The 16,508-nt window shown below is 60.6% G+C and carries 15 protein-coding genes, 1 tRNA gene and 2 pseudogenes; 4 read left to right on the top strand and 14 right to left on the bottom strand.

Annotated elements, in window-relative coordinates:
- The first annotated feature begins 41 nt into the window (after positions 1 to 41).
- Positions 42 to 1,451, top strand: coding sequence for a lactate utilization protein B (locus C266_RS01335; protein WP_010807258.1), 1,410 nt, complete (start codon positions 42 to 44; stop codon positions 1,449 to 1,451).
- Positions 1,452 to 1,566: 115 nt separating this feature from the next.
- Here C266_RS01335 and C266_RS01330 read toward each other — a convergent pair whose 3' ends face one another.
- The 7 genes from C266_RS01330 to C266_RS27635 all read right to left on the bottom strand — a co-directional run bounded on the left by C266_RS01330 (position 1,567) and on the right by C266_RS27635 (position 6,751).
- On the bottom strand, positions 1,567 to 2,226 hold the full coding sequence (locus C266_RS01330; RefSeq protein ID WP_010807257.1) for an amino acid ABC transporter permease: 660 nt from the start codon (positions 2,224 to 2,226) through the stop codon (positions 1,567 to 1,569).
- A 112-nt stretch (positions 2,227 to 2,338) separates the two neighbouring features.
- Positions 2,339 to 3,133: a transporter substrate-binding domain-containing protein gene (locus C266_RS01325; RefSeq protein ID WP_010807256.1), complete on the bottom strand. Its 795-nt coding sequence runs from the start codon at positions 3,131 to 3,133 to the stop codon at positions 2,339 to 2,341.
- A 47-nt stretch (positions 3,134 to 3,180) separates the two neighbouring features.
- Complete coding sequence (locus tag C266_RS01320) at positions 3,181 to 4,209, bottom strand: quinone-dependent dihydroorotate dehydrogenase (RefSeq protein ID WP_010807255.1); 1,029 nt, start codon at positions 4,207 to 4,209, stop codon at positions 3,181 to 3,183.
- Positions 4,210 to 4,337: 128 nt separating this feature from the next.
- On the bottom strand, positions 4,338 to 5,132 hold the full coding sequence (locus tag C266_RS01315) for an arginyltransferase (RefSeq protein WP_010807254.1): 795 nt from the start codon (positions 5,130 to 5,132) through the stop codon (positions 4,338 to 4,340).
- Positions 5,129 to 5,893, bottom strand: a complete 765-nt coding sequence (aat, locus tag C266_RS01310; protein WP_010807253.1) for a leucyl/phenylalanyl-tRNA--protein transferase — start codon at positions 5,891 to 5,893, stop codon at positions 5,129 to 5,131. The genes C266_RS01315 and aat overlap by 4 nt, the downstream gene beginning before the upstream one ends.
- A 59-nt stretch (positions 5,894 to 5,952) precedes the next feature.
- Positions 5,953 to 6,570: an NUDIX hydrolase gene (locus C266_RS01305; RefSeq protein ID WP_246189848.1), complete on the bottom strand. Its 618-nt coding sequence runs from the start codon at positions 6,568 to 6,570 to the stop codon at positions 5,953 to 5,955.
- A 34-nt stretch (positions 6,571 to 6,604) separates the two neighbouring features.
- Positions 6,605 to 6,751, bottom strand: a complete 147-nt coding sequence (locus tag C266_RS27635; protein ID WP_168162851.1) for a hypothetical protein — start codon at positions 6,749 to 6,751, stop codon at positions 6,605 to 6,607.
- An 18-nt stretch (positions 6,752 to 6,769) separates the two neighbouring features.
- Here C266_RS27635 and C266_RS01300 point away from each other — a divergent pair.
- Positions 6,770 to 6,846, top strand: a tRNA-Met gene (locus C266_RS01300).
- A 114-nt stretch (positions 6,847 to 6,960) separates the two neighbouring features.
- Entirely contained in the window at positions 6,961 to 7,425 is a 465-nt protein-coding gene (locus C266_RS01295; RefSeq protein ID WP_010807251.1) for a GNAT family N-acetyltransferase, read from the top strand.
- Here C266_RS01295 and C266_RS01290 read toward each other — a convergent pair.
- Complete coding sequence (locus tag C266_RS01290; RefSeq protein ID WP_010807250.1) at positions 7,394 to 8,278, bottom strand: EamA family transporter; 885 nt, start codon at positions 8,276 to 8,278, stop codon at positions 7,394 to 7,396. The two genes, C266_RS01295 and C266_RS01290, sit on opposite strands and share 32 nt — an antisense overlap.
- A 152-nt stretch (positions 8,279 to 8,430) precedes the next feature.
- On the opposite strand from C266_RS01290, the pseudogene C266_RS01285 reads away from it, so the two are divergent.
- Positions 8,431 to 8,727 (top strand): annotated as a pseudogene (locus C266_RS01285) (transposase); the annotation flags it as partial.
- A gap of 290 nt (positions 8,728 to 9,017) precedes the next feature.
- Here C266_RS01285 and arsA read toward each other — a convergent pair.
- From arsA to C266_RS01255, 6 genes and pseudogenes are all read right to left on the bottom strand, one after another.
- Positions 9,018 to 11,021, bottom strand: coding sequence for an arsenical pump-driving ATPase (arsA, locus tag C266_RS01280; RefSeq protein WP_010807248.1), 2,004 nt, complete (start codon positions 11,019 to 11,021; stop codon positions 9,018 to 9,020).
- 66 nt (positions 11,022 to 11,087) lie between these two features.
- Positions 11,088 to 11,302: pseudogene (locus C266_RS27985) on the bottom strand (hypothetical protein); the annotation flags it as partial.
- A 1,042-nt stretch (positions 11,303 to 12,344) separates the two neighbouring features.
- Entirely contained in the window at positions 12,345 to 12,605 is a 261-nt protein-coding gene (locus C266_RS01275; protein ID WP_010807246.1) for a pyocin activator PrtN family protein, read from the bottom strand.
- A 108-nt stretch (positions 12,606 to 12,713) separates the two neighbouring features.
- Complete coding sequence (locus C266_RS01270; protein WP_010807245.1) at positions 12,714 to 13,514, bottom strand: hypothetical protein; 801 nt, start codon at positions 13,512 to 13,514, stop codon at positions 12,714 to 12,716.
- Between the two features lie 945 nt (positions 13,515 to 14,459).
- On the bottom strand, positions 14,460 to 14,681 hold the full coding sequence (locus C266_RS01265; protein ID WP_010807244.1) for a hypothetical protein: 222 nt from the start codon (positions 14,679 to 14,681) through the stop codon (positions 14,460 to 14,462).
- A gap of 972 nt (positions 14,682 to 15,653) precedes the next feature.
- Complete coding sequence (locus C266_RS01255) at positions 15,654 to 16,040, bottom strand: hypothetical protein (RefSeq protein ID WP_010807242.1); 387 nt, start codon at positions 16,038 to 16,040, stop codon at positions 15,654 to 15,656.
- Between the last annotated feature and the right edge of the window lie 468 nt (positions 16,041 to 16,508).

The following is a 16,508-nucleotide window of genomic DNA, read 5'->3' as shown; positions in this document are numbered from 1 at the left end:
CGGTGATGCGCGCCGGCGGCCATCACCTTTCGTGAGTCGCGATGCAAGTTCAATCGATGCAATTCAAGGCGCGGGCCGGGCAGAAGCTTGCCGACCAGCGTTTGCAAGCCAACCTCAAGAAGCTCTCGACCAAGTTCGTGACGGCGCGTGCTGCCGCCATCGAAGAGATCGACTTCGAGGCGACACGCGAGGCGCTCAAGGAGCGCCGCAATCGCGGGCTCGAGACGCTCGACGTCTGGCTGGAGATCTTCGAGCGCGAAGCCACGCGACGCGGTGCGACCGTGTTGTTCGCGGAATCGACGCAGGATGCAGCACGTCTGATTGCGGAGATCGCCCGCAAGCACGATGTGAAGAAGGTGATCAAATCGAAATCGATGGTCACGGAAGAGTTGCAGCTCAACAAGGTGCTCGCCGACATGGGCGTGCAGTCGGTTGAGACTGACCTTGGCGAGTACATCCTTCAGATCAACGACAACGAGCCGCCGTCGCACATCATTGCGCCGGTGGTGCACAAGGATAAGGACGAAGTCGCCGACCTGTTTGCCCGCGTTCACCACAAGCCGCGTCTGACCGAAATTCCGGCGATGACGCGTGAAGCCCGCGAGATGCTGCGCCCGCAGTTCCTTTCGGCGGACATGGGCGTGACAGGGGGCAACTTCCTCGTGGCAGAAACCGGCTCCGTGGCCGTGGTGACGAACGAGGGGAACGAAGGCATGTGCACGATCATGCCGCGTGTGCACGTGGCGGTGACGGGCATCGAGAAGGTGTTGCCGACGCTTGAGGACCTGGCGACGGCGATGCGTCTGCTACCGCGCTCGGCAACCGGGCAAGGCACATCGAACTACTTCTCGCTGCTGACCGGCACGCGAGCCGAGGGCGAGGTCGATGGCCCCGACCACATGTACTTCGTGCTGGTGGATGGCGGCCGCTCGGGTCTGATCGGCGGCGCGTTCCAGGAGATGCTGCGTTGCATCCGCTGCGGCGCGTGCATGAACCATTGCCCGGTCTATCAGAAGATCGGCGGTCATGCTTACGGTTGGGTGTATCCGGGGCCGATGGGATCGGTGCTCACGCCGAGTTACGTCGGGCTCGAAAAGACGCTCGATCTGCCGCAGGCGGCGACGTTGTGTGGTGAGTGCAATCGCGTCTGCCCGGTGGGAATCCCGATTTCCGATCTGCTGCGCAAATTGCGCGAGCGTCAGGTCGATCGTGGTCTGCGGCCGTGGCAGGAGCGGGCGGCCCTCGCCGCGTGGGCATTCGCCGCGCGTCGCCCGCGTCTGTATGCAACGCTCTCGAGGCTGGGCGCTTGGGCATTGCGACGGATGGGCCGCGATCGTGGCAGCATCTCGAAGCTGCCGTTTGCCGGCGGTTGGACCGATACGCGTGAGATGCCTGCGCCGAGCGGCAAGACGTTCCGTGCGATGTATCGCGAGCGTCGCGCACCGCGATAAGTGTGGTGTGATGATGTGCTGGTGCCGTTGATGCGCCGGTGATGCAGCAAGAAGGCCGGGCCCCGGATGTCAGAGACAGGCAGCAGGGGTGCCGGCTTTTTTGTGTCCGTGAGACTTAGCTTCGGGCGGGTAACGCGAGACGCTTTTCGATGCGCCGCTGCAACGCCGACAATCCGGTCGACAGTACCCAGTAGATGGCAGCACACGCGAGATAGAGCGGCAATGGCTGATACGTCGACGCGATGACCTCCTGCGCGGAGCGCAACAGCTCCGTTACCGTAATGACCGAGACCAGCGACGTGTCCTTGATCAGGCTGATAAGGCTATTGCCGAGGCTCGGCACGGCCATGCGCAGGGCTTGCGGCGCGATGACATAGCGCAGCGTTTGCCAGTAAGACAGGCCGAGGCTGTACGCCGCCAGCCACTGGCCGCGCGGCATGCCTTCGAGGGCGCCGCGCATGCTCTCCGACAGATACGCGCCGACGTTAAGACTCAGCGTGAGAACACCGGCCGGTGTCGGCTCGAGCGAGATGCCGATGCCTGGCAAGCCGTAATAGATCACGAAGATCTGCACGAGCAGTGGGGTGCCGCGCATGACGCTGACGTAGGCGCGGGCGATACCGCGCAGCACGCGGATCTTGCCGATGCCCATGATCGCCACGATGACGCCGATCACCAGACCGAATACCATCGACAGCAATGCGAACTTGATCGTGAGCACAGTGCCTTGCAACAGCACCGGCATGGATTGGGCGGCGAGTTCGAATGGATTCATGGGGGATTTCTGGTGGTGAATCGTGAGCTGAAAAGACGACGGCCGGCACTCGCGTCATTTGCGTAGTGCCGGCCGTGATGCGACCGAAATGTGTCGCTGCGCGGCTTGCGTATTACTTCGCGGGCTTGGACACGTCCTCACCAAACCACTTTTCCGCGAGCTTCGCGAGCGTACCGTCCTGCTTCATGCTCGAGAGCGCATCGTCGATGGCCTTGGCGAACTTCGGATTGCCCTTGCGGAACGGGATGCCGACCGATTGGTTGGTGTCTTGCAGCACGGCACCGGGACGCAGCGGCAGGTTCGACGTTTTGATCAGATACGCCAGCATCAAGCGGTCGTTGAGGGCCGCATCGACGCGCCCGGCCGCGAGATCGCGCAGATACTCGGGGGCGCCCGGGTATGTACGCACATCAATGCCTGGCACCGCTTTCGCGAGCTTGTCGTAGTTGCTGCCGAGGCTGACGCCGAGCTTGTGGCCTTTGAGCGCTTCGAGCGAAGCGAATTCGCGCTTGTCGTCCTTGCGTTGAATGAGCTGGGCGGCGGAGTAGGTGTACGGCTGGCTGAAGTCGAGCGATTTCTTACGCTCGTCCGTGATGGCGACCTGATTGACGATGACGTCGAACTTGCCCGCCACGAGTCCACCGATAATGCCGCTCCATTCCGTCGTCACGAACATGGGCTTCACGCCGAGACGTTGCGCGACGGCCTTGGCAACGTCGACATCGAAGCCGTCGAGCTGACCATCGGTGCCGCGATAGTTGAACGGCGGGTACGTGCCTTCGATGCCGATTTTCAGCACACCGGCAGACTTCACGGTGTCGAGCAGATCGGCCGCGCGGGCGGGCGTGGTGCCCACCAGGGCGGCGGCCAGTGGTACGAGGCACAGCGTCTTGAGCCAGGCTTTCATGATGATGAAGTCTCCCTGAGGCATATGAAGGGGCAACGTTCAGCCAGTCAGGCCGTACGCAGCGCTTGCACACATTCTCGCACCAGCTCGGGGCCGCGGTAAATCAGACCACTGTATACCTGAACGAGGCTGGCCCCCGCATCGAGCTTGGCTCGTGCATCGGCACCCGACAGAATGCCGCCAACGCCGATGATTGGCAATGCGCCACCCAGTTCGGCGGCGAGCGAACGGATCACGCGATTCGAGGCGTCGAACACCGGGCGTCCCGATAGGCCGCCCGTTTCGTTAGCGTACGGCAGGCCCGCCACGGCTTCGCGCGAGAGCGTCGTGTTGGTGGCGATTACGCCGTCGAAGCCGTGACGCGTGAGCGTATCGGCGATGACCTTGATCTGTTCGTCGTCGAGATCCGGCGCTATCTTGAGTGCGATCGGCACGTACTTGCCGTGACGATCGGACAGTTCGCGTTGCTTGTCCTTGAGCTTGCCGAGCAGCGCATCGAGTTCGTCGGCGCCCTGCAATTGGCGCAGATTCTTGGTGTTGGGCGACGAGATGTTGACCGTTACATACGTGGCGTACGGATACACCTTCTCGAGGCAGATGAGATAGTCGTCGACCGCGCGCTCGATCGGCGTATCGGCGTTCTTGCCGATGTTCAGGCCCAGCGGTCCTTTGTAGCGCGCCGACTGCACGTTCTGAAGAAACTGCTCGACGCCGCCGTTGTTGAAGCCCATGCGGTTGATGATGGCTTCGGCTTGCGGCAGACGGAAAATGCGAGGCTTCGGATTGCCCGGCTGCGGGCGCGGCGTGACGGTACCCACTTCCACGAAACCGAACCCCAGCGCGGCGAGGCCATCGATGCAACCGCCGTCCTTGTCGAGGCCGGCGGCAAGACCGACGGGGTTCGGGAAGCGGATACCCATAACCGTACGCGGATCTTCGGGCAGCGTCTGACCAATGAGGCCGGCCAGTCCGAGCGAGGCGGCAGTGCGCAGCGTGGCCAGTGTCAGATGGTGGGCTTGTTCCGCGTCGAGGCAGAACAAGGCGCGACGGGCCAGGGGATAGAGGGGCGCAAGCACGATGTCGGGTTCGGCAGAATCGGAAAGTCGCCATTTTACCGGTATCCCGGTCGCAGAGCGCGTCTTTTTCTACGCTCTGCGTACTCTTGTTTTGCGCAGTGCCGGGGGGCGGATGAGCGCGATGCGCACTACTGGTGTGATTGAGGCGATTGGCCGGCGGCGTCGAGCATGGCTTCAGGCATGTCTTGCCATTGACCGTCGAGCAGGCCTTGCAGCGGCCGGAAGTTGGCCTTGTACACCATCTTGCGGCTCGCCTGAATCCAGTAGCCGAGATAGACGTGCGGCAGCCCTAGGGCGCGCGCCTGTTCGATCTGCCACAGGATGTTGTATGTGCCGTACGATGCGCCTTCGACGTCGGGGTCGAAGAACGTATAGACCGACGACAGGCCGTCACTCAGGATGTCCACCATGCTGATCATGCGCAGCGTGCCTGCGCCCTGATGGCCGGGCGGCTCGCGGAATTCCACCAGACGGGAGTTCACACGGCTTTGCAGCAGGAACTGCTCGTATTGCTCGCGGCTGTCGTGATCCATGCCGCCGCCCGCGTGGCGCCGCGACTGATAGCGCATATAGAGCTGGTAATGCTCTTCGGTGTAATGCAGGCCCGATACGTTGACGGCGAGGCCGGCGTGGCGTCGCCAGATGCGGCGCTGCGTGCGGTTTGGCACGAAGCGCGCGATCGGCACGCGCACCGGCACGCACGCGCGGCAGCCGTCACAGTACGGGCGGTACGTGAAGACCCCGCTGCGACGAAATCCGGAGCGAACGAGTTCGCTATAGACGTCCGAATTGATTAGATGACTGGGTGTGGCGACCTGCGAGCGGGCCGTGTGATTATCGAGATAGCTGCAGGGGTAGGGCGCCGTTGCGTAGAACTGAAGGGCAGACAGCGGAGAGAGCGGCAGTTCGTTCGGATGGGTCACTGGGAAACCTCGTGAGCCTTATCTGCTGCGTTACCGTAGGCCAGTGCGCTGAGCACCTGTTTGTCCAGGCGCCAGACCGGCGCGGGGGCCATGACCGCCGTCTTCACGTGCGCGAGAAACGCCTGGCGGGGAATTTCGCCGCCGCCGAGCGACGCCAGATGCGCGGTACTTTGCTGGCAGTCTATCACCTCTATTGCGTGTGTGCGTGCAAACGCGACGAGCGCGGCAAGCGCGATTTTCGACGCGTCGGTGCGCTTAGCGAACATCGACTCGCCGTAGAACATGCGGCCGAGTGCCACGCCATAAAGGCCGCCGACACGCTCGCCTTCATAGAAGGTTTCCACGCTGTGGGCGAGCCCGGCGTCGTGCAGCGAGCGGTAGGCGGCAACGATGGCCGGTGTGATCCATGTGCCGTCCTGGCCGCGACGCGGTGCTTGGGCGCATGCCTGCATGACTGCGGCAAAGTCGACGTCCAGGCGGATCTCCCAGGCGTCGTCGCGTAGCACGCGGCGCAGCAATTTGCGGAAGTTGTGGCTGACGACGAAGTTCTCGGGGCGCAACACCATGCGCGGGTTGGGGCTCCACCAGAGAACGGGCTGGCCCTGCGAGTACCACGGGAAGATGCCCTGCCGGTAGGCGGCGAGCAGACGTTGCGCAGAGAGGTCGAGTCCGGCCGCGAGCAGCCCCGGCGCTTCGCTCGATGCATCGAGCGCTTCGTCCACCGGCGGGAACGGATCGTTTGCTTCGAGCCAGACGACCATGGTGAGGTTAGCGCTCCGGAGCGGCAGTCGGCTTCATGCAACGCGCGATGAGCGTGCGCTCAGACACGCAGCATCGGCGTGAGGATGTCTTCGGTGTGCGCCGTATTGACGGGCAGCGACGGTACCGGTGTACCCGGCACGGCGGCCTCGTCTTGCGAGGCTTCGAGGTGTACGCCGAATGCCCCTGCGCGACGGTCTTCGAAGAAGAAGCGCAGGGTCTTCGCCACGGTCGGGAAGGCGATCTCGTCCCAGGGGATCTCGTCTTCCGAAAACAGGGCGACTTCGAGGCTCTCTTCGCCGGCAGCGAACTGCGGCTCGCACATCTGTGCCAGATAGAAGATATGAACCTGATTGACATGCGGTACGTTGAGCAACGAGAAGAGGGCGCCGACTTCGACGACGGCGCCAGCTTCTTCGAGTGTCTCGCGTGCGGCGGCCTGCGACGTTGTTTCGCCAATTTCCATGAAGCCTGCGGGCAGCGTCCAGTAACCGAGACGCGGCTCGATGGCGCGTTTGCAAAGCAGCACCTGATCGCCCCACACAGGCACCGTGCCGAGCACGTTGCGCGGGTTCTGATAGTGAATAGTGCCGCAATGAGTGCAGACATGCCGCTCGCGATTATCGCCGGGCGGAATGCGCAACTCGACCGGGTGGCCGCAGGCGGAACAGAATTGGATGGGAGGACGTCGGTTCATGGTTGCTGCGAGTGTATCATCGGCAACGCACGCTGTGCGGCAAGGCCAACGGCGCGTTGGGATAACCCGCGTTGAGGCACATGCGGCGGTTTTTTCCCGCCCCCCAGACCTGGGCCAGAAAAATAATCGGCCAGTTATGTTGCGCTGCGATGGCAATTGCCATATAATTCAATTCTTCAGACGCGGGGTGGAGCAGTCTGGCAGCTCGTCGGGCTCATAACCCGAAGGTCACAGGTTCAAATCCTGTCCCCGCAACCAAATTCGAAAGCCTGATTTCCACAAGAAATCAGGCTTTTTGCGTTTTGCCTCCGTCGCGCATATTTGTCATGGGTACGCGTGCACGTCTCTCGACATATCCAACTGCGGGTTTCCATGTCAGGCATCTTCACTACGCACGAAAACGAATTCGACGCCATCGTCGAGCTTTGGGAGGCGTCCGTGCGCGCGACGCACGATTTCCTGGGCGACGCCGATATCGCCTGGTTGCGTCCGCGCATTCGTCATGACTATCTGGGGGCGGTCACGCTACGTGTATTTCGTGACGACGCTGGCGTCCTTCGTGGTTTTCTCGGGGTGGCGCAGGGCAATGTGGAGATGTTGTTTGTCGCGCCCGACGTGCGCAGGCAAGGCATTGGTGCTGCGTTGCTGGCTTACGCCGTGCGTGAGCTGGGTTGCACGAGCGTCGACGTGAACGAGCAGAACCCGCAGGCGCTGGCGTTCTATCGGCGCGAGGGGTTCGAGGTGACGGGGCGATCGGAACTCGACGGGCAGGGCCGGCCGTTCCCGCTGCTGCACATGAGACTCGCTAGCGCGAAGCCGACAGCAGGCGCTGTTTGATCTTCGCGCCGAATACGTTCACCACGAGGCCAGTCATCACCAGCGCGGCCCCGGCGATTTGAGCTTCGGCCAGTTGTTCGTCGAGCAGCAGAGCGGCGGATGCAAGGCCGATGATCGGCACGAGCAGCGAGAACGGCGCGACCTGACTGGCGGGGTAGCGCGTCATCAGGCGGCCCCACAGCGAATAGCCGACGAGCGTTGCGATGAAGGCGAGGTAGGCGATAGCGAAGATCGATGTAGCGGAGATATGCGACAGCGAGTTCGCGATTTGCTGCGGGCCTTCGAACCAATAGGAGAGCAGGGCGAACGGAATCGGCGGAATCAGGCTGGCCCAGACCACGAGGCCGACGAGATCGACATTGCCGATCTTTTTCGTGATGACGTTGCCTGTCGCCCAGCTAAGCGACGCGCAGAGCGTGAGCACGAAACCGAGTGGCGTCATCGCGCTGCCGCCGTGCATGCCGATGACGGCGAGGCCCGCTGCCGCGATGAGTAGGCCGTAGATGTTTTGCGCGCGGAAGCGTTCTCCGAGGCACAGCACAGCGAGCCCCAACGTGAAGAACGCCTGCGCCTGAAGCACGAGTGACGCCAGGCCGGCGGGCATGCCGACGTACATCGCGGTAAACAACAGCGCGAATTGCCCGAACGAAATCGTGATGCCGTAGGCGACCAGCCAGCGCCAGGGCACCTGCGGGCGTCTGACAAAGAAGATCGCGGGGAAGGCGGCGAGCAGGAATCGAAGGGCGCCCAGCAACATTGGCGGCACGCCATGCAGGCCGACCTTGATGACGACGAAGTTCACGCCCCAGGCGAGTACGACGATAAGTGCCTGCAACAGATCCTTCGGTGCCATGCCGGCGTCTCCTTGTGCTGCATCGAGGTTATTGGAGGAAGGCGAAAGTGTACTCCTGGGGCGTCGACGTGTCGTGTGAAAAACCGGCGCCATGGCTCGTGGGGCCGGGCTCATGCGGAGTAGAATTTTTTCGTTACGAGGGAGTTCTGCCAATGAAGAAGTCGAGACTCACGGACAGCCAGATACTGGAGACGCTCAAGCGAGCGGAAGCGGGTCTGGCGATGGCTGCGTTGTGCGGGGAGCCGGGTATCAGCTCGGCGACGTTTTATAAATGGCACTCGAAGTACGGTGGCATGGACGCCCCGATGATGTCGCGCATGAAGGAACTGGTGGCAGAGAACGCGCGGCTACGCAAAGATGTACATCGAGGAGAAGCTCAAGGCTGAGATCGCCTCGGAGGCGCTGCAAAACAGGTTCTGAAGCCGTCTCGCCGACGGGAGATGGCAAAGCTGGTGGCGACGTCGGTGCCGCAAAACGTCCAATGAATTCGCACAATACTCATGGTTGCCCGACGTCCGGCACCAATCCAGGGATGGCGCGTGTTGCAGGCGATTCGCTTTACCGCAAATCGGGGACGGCGGCACCACATCTCATTCAATCTCGGTGGTTTCTCGCCAGTCGGCGATTAGGGTTTGCTGGCTGCCGTCGAAGGGCCTAAGCGAAGCAGCAGCGGGTCACGTCAAATGGCTTTCGCTCCTTCAGCAGGTGGAAGCAAGCGCCAGTTTGTGTGCCGGTGCCGTCATGAGGACAGCAACGCCGACAGCGCTGCCAGCCCAACCGGTGCTTGAGCTACCCATGGCACGGCAAACGTACGCTGAGCCAGTCCACCTGACAACCTGGCCATTTGCCGCCGCTCGCCATCCAGACGGGCTTGCAGCAAGGGGTCATGCGTGCCTGAAGCCAGGATGGATTTGTTGACTACCCATGCATAAGGCTCGATCTTGGCGCGACGCAGGTCGTTTTGCAACGCGGCCGCTTGGGACACCGGCGTCACCTCCGGCAAGGTGACCAGGATGATGCGGGTGTAGCTGGCATCTTGAAGGCGCATCAGCGGCGTGACCATATGAAGAGGGCCCTTGCCTTCAAACTCGCGCGTCATCTGACGGTGATAGGCGCCCGTGGCATCCATCAACAATAGAGAGTGCCCGGTGGGCGCCGTGTCCAGTACTACAAAGGCGGTGCGGGCTTCGGCCACCGTGCGCGAGAACGCGTGGAACACGGCCACCTCTTCGGTGCAGGGCGATTGCAGATCCTCCAGCAGCAAGGCTTTTTCCTGCTCATCCAGCCCGGGCGAGCGCGCCGCCATGATCTTGTCGATGTAGCGCTGAGTCTCCACCTTGGGATCGATGCGGCCAACTTGCAGGCCCGGCAACTCGCCATCGAGCGTCATGGCCAGGTGGGCCGCCGGGTCGGTGGTGCTGAGGTGAACCGCGTGACCGCGCTTGACCAGGCCGATGGCCAGCGCCGCTGCGATGGTGGTCTTGCCGACGCCACCCTTGCCCATCACCATGATCAGGCCTTTGCCGGCAGCAGCCAGTTCATCCACCAGCTTGTCAATGTGCTCTGTGGATAGTGGCGTTTCATCGATCATGGATCTACCCTGCCCATTGGCTGGAGGCGCGTCGGTCAACAAGGCGCGCAAGGCGGGCAAGCCGACCGTATCAAAGGCCCGCAAAGGCACAGTGCTTTGGGGTAAGGCGCGCAAGGCCTCGGGCATGGCATCCAGCGCTTGTTGGCTTAGGGCCTCGATGGCGCGTGCCACAGCATCGTTCGGGTCGGTGGCTTTGAACACGCCGTTGATCATCAACTGCTGGTTGTTCAAGCCAAGCCCCCGTAACTCTTCAGAAGTACGAGCCGCCTCGGCCAATGCGCTGCGGTCGGCGCGCGCCACCAGCACGACGGTGGTGAGCGCTGGATCGCACAAGGCAGTGAGGGCTGCATTGAAGCGCACTTCCTGCATCTTCAGGCCCGAATGCGGCCCCAAGCAGGAGGCGCCCCGGTCGTTGTCCTTGAGAAAGCCGCTCCAGGCTTTGGGCAGGCTGAGCAGGCGCAGCGTGTGCCCCGTGGGCGCCGTGTCGAACACGATGTGGTCGTATTCAGCCGCATCACCCGCCAGAAGGTTTGAGAACTCGTCGAACGAGGCGATCTCGGTGGTGCATGAGCCAGAGAGTTGCTCACGCACCGTGGCGCGCTCGGCCTCAGTGGCTTGCGCCTCCATCTGCGCCAGCACGCGCTGGCGGTAGGTCTCGGCCGCCACGTCGGGGTCGATGTTGAGCACCGACAGGCCCGGCGCGCCTGGCACGGGGGTGGGGATGTTGCGAAGCTCGATGCCCAGCATTTCATCGAGGTTCGATGCGGCGTCGGTGCTGACCAGCAGCACCTTCTTGCCCGCGTCTGCCAGCTTCAGCGCGGTCGCAGTGGACAAGGACGTCTTGCCAACCCCGCCTTTTCCCGTATAGAAGAGGTGCCGGGTCGGATGGTTCAGAAAGGCCAAGGGTTGTGACTGGGGCTGTGGCCTGAGCCAGGCCTGCACTTCTTCATGCGATGGCAAGCCGCCGCTGTGCACGATCTGGCCACCGATCATGACGGCAGGTGTGGCCTTGACGCCAAAGCGCTTGATCTCGTCGGGGTTCTCGATTTTGGTGATCTCCACCGCGACACCAGCGGCGTTGGCCACCCGCTTGATCATCTCGATGGTGACGTGGCACTTACTGCACCCCAGACCCAAAACTTTGATTTCCATGACGATGATCCTTGGTTTGATTTCTTCCAAGCTGCTCGCGCAGATACGATTGCGCGGACAGCGGAATTACTGTGCGCCGGTTGGCGTAGCCCGACAGGTGCTTGCATCCACAAAACGCAAGAGACGCAAGGCGTTGAGCACCACCAACACCGTGGCATTCTGATGAATCAACATGGCAACACCGCGTGCGAGGCGCGGCTCAAGGCAATGGCAAACGACAGCCTGGCCAGATCACCACCCATCAGTGCCACATCGGCGGTTTCCAATGCTACGTCAGTGCCTCTGCGTCACCCATGCCGGAGATCACAACTGACGGTTTGCTGACAGAGTATGGCGGCCAGAACCGCGAGATGAATGACCGGTTACAAGCGCAACGACAGGCCGATTCGGGTCGAAAATCGTCGTCTCAGAGCCTTCTTTTCCGGCCCTATCAGCCGCCGCCACCCTTACTAATACCCAAAATCCCCTCTCCTTAAAAATCAAAAGCTTCCCTTCCGCAGCCGACACCCCGAAAAAGTAAAGCCCCCACCCGAAACCCCTTACCCCACAAGCCTCCCAGCCACCAACAGCCAAGGGTAAATAGCCTATTGAGTCAAAACCTGGGCCTTCGTCCGTCCGCACCTCGTCGAGCGGCGGGTCGGCTTGCGCCGTGGCTTCGAGAGCGCCACAGGCCGAGCAGTTCCTTCTCTCTTGGCAATCCGCATGGCCGCAGCGGGTTTGCGATCGAACGTCCGCGCCTCGGAATAGATCACCCGGCCGCCTCGCTTGAGGCGGATCTGTGCGGTATCCCCTATACTTTTGTCCTTTCGTTCCTGTATCGCGATTGCGCCTATAGGTTATGTCGGTGGGTACATGGCTTTTTTGATGTTACAGCGTAGCACTCGGGTGCCAACACGGGCGAAAATGAGCAAAAACAATGGAAATGAGCTGCTATGTTTTCGCCGCACTCGCCTGTTTTGTAAGGGATTTTGCATGAATTCAACACCCCGCCGCGTCAGCGTCGCGCCGATGATGGATTGGACGGCTTAAAGGCGTGGAACGCCCGCCGTTTGGGCGTTTTGGGGCAGGGCGGTGTTCGGTGTAGCACGGATGTAGCACTTCTTTGCCGGGCGTGCCGTGGCCCAAGTCCTTTGCGAATGAGCGGGTGTGCCTCAGACGAGACGGTTCCGGGCTGTGAACAATGTCGGGTGCATCTGCTGACGAGCGGCGTATATCCGGAGATGGGGCGACCATAAAAAACACCCCAAAGATTGAATTCGCATCCAATTTTCGGGGTGCAGTCTACACATCGAGCCTCTTGTTACTGTGACTGAGGCATACGATTCAGTGGCAGAGTTGGTTGCACTCTTTCACTGCCGCAGCGCGGCGTTCATCGATGTACTTCGCAAGATCCTCCACGTGTACCCCCTTCGCGCTTTTCTGAGAGCCCTCCATTCGGACTAACGGAAGCGCGATATCGCCTGCGCCGATCTTACGCGTCAGTTTCTCGGCGCTCAGGTGAGAGAAGTAGTCTCGGCACACGGCTTCGATGGGGACCACCGCGACGGCACCGTACTGAGCCATTAGAAGAAAAGTGGTGTTCATTGGTTAGCACCTGTGCTGGTTTGCTCGCCTTGAAGCGAGTTGCAATCGGCAGCATGCATGCCTGCATGAGAGCCGGATTGAGGTCAGATTTCGCATCGATGCGTCTCCTCACGCCTTGCTAGAGGATGTTGGCCGCTCTTTGGTCGCCATCCAGAAGTAGCCCGCATCCTGATCCCAGCACTGCTGATGATCCTCAAGCGTTGCTCCAGTCGCGAGTACGGCTTCGTACGCCGCGACGATGGCATCGGCTGGCGAATCTTCAAGAAAGTGCTTGACCGTTTCCGCCTCCGGAACCTTGATGCCACGACTTGCCCAATACCGCTTCTCGTTGAGCTGATGCTCGTCGAAATTCTTGACGATGTACTTCCCGATGTAACTGGCGATCTTATGGCGCAGGTGGGCTTCGCGATTCGGATTGCGTACGTCGACGTTTCCGTTTCCCTCGCCGACGACACGAAGCCATAGCTCCCGCAAGACGCGATAGTTCTGCCGCCCCTTCACCGCGATGTGAAGATGCCAAGCGCCTCGCTTCTGCCGCTCGGCTACAGCGACATATTGGAAGTTCTGAACCTTACCCAAGAGGCGTCGCAGCGAATCGAAATCGCGCTTGATCTTCTCTTTGTCGAGCACGTTTTCCCGATACGTGAGAGTGATCATTCGATCGGCGCCAATCGCCTTGCAGCGTAGCCGAACTTGCTGCTTCGCACGCTTCGCGGCAACCAGTTTGTTGGCTTCGGTGGAATCCGACTCGCCACGCTTGGCTTTCGGCATCAGATGAAGAGATTGCATCTTCATGTACCGGTCAAAACGAATTGCATAAGCCTCCACTTGGCCATCCTCAAAGGCACGGAGGCGGACGATCCATTCACGGCGGAAGGGCGAGTAATTCAAAACGTTGGTGTCATTCATCGCAAACCTCTATCTCTCTGATCAGGGTGCCCCGCGCAATGACTGCTTGGGGGTAGGTGTTCCTGTCGTGCCTGATCTGGCCGGCGATTCCGATGACTTGTACGTTAAGTATTAGTAGTACAAGTCTATGGGCGCACTTCGTGCGCCCGCCGTCCTCGCCCCTGCGGGCGGCGGGCGCTCGCAGTGCTTCCAAACTTCTGTCCGTAACCCTTCGCGTACAAGACGAGCGAGAGCGCGCCATTGAGGCTGAAAGGTTCGGCATGAGAGCCGGGATGCAAAGGAATGAGGTAGTGGCGAACGCGCGAGGTCATACCCGCTGCTCGGTCACGCGGGCCGCGCTGAGCCGCGCGATAACCGCCCGGACTCCGCAAGCACGCATACGCAACCCTCTCTCCGGGTACGGCGCTGACACTCCCGACGCTAGACGTCCTGAAAGACGACCGGCTTAGGGAAGTAAAAACGTCAACGAGCGAACCAACGGATGAGGTTGGGTTACGACGGTGTTACCTGCTGGGTGAGATAGGGAATTTTGGATGATGGCCGCAGTACGACGATGGACACTGCCCGCGATGGGATCTTGGCCGAGCTCTCGTTTAATTGCCCCAGCATACGCTTTTGAGCGCAGATCGACTTCTGGCTTCTGCCGCCGGAAGTGGAGATAGGCCAGTGCGCGCCCATACTGCTATGCACTGAAAAAACTAAATCCAAACGGAAGCCACGTATGGAGGCGTGGCGCGAATGTGGAGTAATTAAAGCAGCGCCTGAACGCACCGTATATGGGGAAATTCCGATTGGGTCGGAGGTGAGGGGAGTGATGGCTTGCATGGCGAATGGCGTGGCGTGGATTTGATACAGCGAGCGCCGTACAGCGCAGCGCTATGAATGCAGCCGAAACATGCGGGGGGCCATGCCGTTGGCAGAGTCAGATGAACTGCTGGGTGATGACTATGCGTCGAGAAAATCAGCCTTCAACTTGTGGCATTCACAGACGAGTTCGACAGTCATTTCGCCAAGCTCCTCGAAGATCGCGAGAAGGAAGCGGTGAGGCATTTCCTTGCCCGCGTCTGTAGTCGTGCATGTCGTGAGCACGAGGATACGTTCGGCGAGAGTGCTGAGCTTGTCTATGGACGAGCGGATGGGGAAAACTGCTGGGGGATTACAGGTCATGTGGGGCACCTCGATCTAGCCAATCTGAGAACCCCGCCACCCGCTGCATTGCGCAGGGGTGGGCGGGCACTGGACTAGGTTGGCGAACCGCTGATGATTCGGATTAGGCGGCACACCCGAAGGTGTCCCAATCCAGGCCCGCCCGTTGACGCAGAGGCGCGGCACAGCGCACACGAAAGCCGCAAACATCGCGGCTGTGTGCCCGAAAACATCTTTCGGGTCGCCAAACCCGGCCGCGTTTGGAGCGCGACGGGAATTAGATTAACGATCCGATTTCGAGGGCACCACGCGGTCGGAGTTGCATTCTAGGTCACTCGCTGCAATTCAGAACATTCCGATGCCTCAATAGGGATTCTTCTTGGTAGACGAGAGGATCTGCGAGCTACCGGGCACCAGAAGCGTAAACAGAGCCAAGTGGCCCCGTTTTACGTGTAAACAGCGGAAGCGGACCGGCCAGGTTGAGATGCTGCATCAATGAATGCCTTCTCACCCGCAATGAATGTCGTCGTTACGGTACCTGGCCGGAGAACTACGCCGCGAAGCGGCGATGTCACCAACAGACAGTCATCCAAATTCAATTCAAACCAATCTGCCCCCTGAAACGCTTCGATTCCGGCGCTAGTGGAAGGAAACTCATACCCCCTGATCAATGCGCTAGTGGGGAGAAGTTCGCTCACTTTCACCACGTAAAAGTGCTCTGCGCCTACGGCCCGAAACGCGGCCCCAATACGGTCGGCGTCTCCATCGAATAGGGCTTTGTCATCGATTTCGATTGCCTTCCACGACATCTGACTCAACACGGCCGAATCAAGTGTCCAATCCGCAGCTAGCAAGCGCCGAAGTGACGTGGCCTCATCTCTATCGATCGTTCGGACTCGCGCGCTTGGTGTCATGCAGGATTCTCCGTCGTGATTCTTGATTCAATCGATATCGACAGTATTCAGGCTGCAGTAGGCTCAGGCTGCAGTAGGGTCACAATTCGGGTGCCAGGCGCCACTGAACAAATGACGGATACGGTGTCCCATTGAGGAACGCCAAGAACACTTCGACAACTTGATCGGCCATGAACCATTCATCTGCGCGCATCGGAATGTGGCCCGCTCCGAAGACCAGGATCGTGCCGTCTGGGCGTACCGGCGAGGGCTTGTCATGGAACGCCCTCCATCGTTTCGCGCCGAATTCGAAGCGCTCAATCATGCAACTGACGCCACCACCGGCTACCTGCACGTAGTTGCCCGAATCATCGGTTAACGACGCATAGGACGACTTTCCGTAGCTTCGCAGCGCTTTGAGCGCACGAGCCACCTGTGCAGGAGTCGGCGCGTCGTTTGCCAGCTTTCGCTCGACGTCGAGTTTCATTGTTGGTTCGTCTCGAATTCTCTCATTAAGACGGGAATCATATCAGTGTGTGGACCGTATATCGAACGACTGCTTTGGGTCGGAACCGCCGTCGCAAAGGCTTCTTTGCGGTGACCTCCCCCGGATACCCGAGCACCTTGAATTAGAAAATTCCGGCTTCAATGTGGGAGATTCGGAACTCGCTCGGAGTGCATGGTGTGGCGAGGGCTGCTTTTGCTGCTATAGCAAGCAGGGCGTCGCTCCCCCAATGGCGGCCGAATGTGGTCGTCGCCTATCGGCCAGAAACGGTCGTTGGACTGGCATGTCCAGATTAGCGACAATCTGGCAACTGCCCAATTTCCACGATTGCAGCAATTTCTGCGATTACCGCAGCCACCCTAGATCGAGACAGAGCAATGCCGGAGAGCAGACAGAGAATTCTCATCTACAAAAGAACCCACACGGGTGACCCCGACGAAAGCGGCCTCT

This window comes from Pandoraea sp. SD6-2, from assembly GCF_000389825.1.
GTDB lineage: Bacteria > Pseudomonadota > Gammaproteobacteria > Burkholderiales > Burkholderiaceae > Pandoraea > Pandoraea communis.
This window is presented reverse-complemented; position numbering and strand designations above follow the sequence as displayed.

Coding starts and splice junctions, on each gene's coding strand:
- C266_RS01275 (WP_010807246.1), bottom strand. CDS start 12,605: ATGAACACCACTTTTCTTCTAATGGCTCAGTACGGTGCCGTCGCGGTG.
- C266_RS01270 (WP_010807245.1), bottom strand. CDS start 13,514: ATGAATGACACCAACGTTTTGAATTACTCGCCCTTCCGCCGTGAATGG.
- C266_RS01265 (WP_010807244.1), bottom strand. CDS start 14,681: ATGACCTGTAATCCCCCAGCAGTTTTCCCCATCCGCTCGTCCATAGAC.
- C266_RS01330 (WP_010807257.1), bottom strand. CDS start 2,226: ATGAATCCATTCGAACTCGCCGCCCAATCCATGCCGGTGCTGTTGCAA.
- C266_RS01295 (WP_010807251.1), top strand. CDS start 6,961: ATGTCAGGCATCTTCACTACGCACGAAAACGAATTCGACGCCATCGTC.
- arsA (WP_010807248.1), bottom strand. CDS start 11,021: ATGGAAATCAAAGTTTTGGGTCTGGGGTGCAGTAAGTGCCACGTCACC.
- C266_RS01255 (WP_010807242.1), bottom strand. CDS start 16,040: ATGAAACTCGACGTCGAGCGAAAGCTGGCAAACGACGCGCCGACTCCT.
- C266_RS01335 (WP_010807258.1), top strand. CDS start 42: ATGCAAGTTCAATCGATGCAATTCAAGGCGCGGGCCGGGCAGAAGCTT.
- aat (WP_010807253.1), bottom strand. CDS start 5,893: ATGGTCGTCTGGCTCGAAGCAAACGATCCGTTCCCGCCGGTGGACGAA.
- C266_RS01290 (WP_010807250.1), bottom strand. CDS start 8,278: ATGGCACCGAAGGATCTGTTGCAGGCACTTATCGTCGTACTCGCCTGG.
- C266_RS27635 (WP_168162851.1), bottom strand. CDS start 6,751: ATGGCAATTGCCATCGCAGCGCAACATAACTGGCCGATTATTTTTCTG.
- C266_RS01325 (WP_010807256.1), bottom strand. CDS start 3,133: ATGAAAGCCTGGCTCAAGACGCTGTGCCTCGTACCACTGGCCGCCGCC.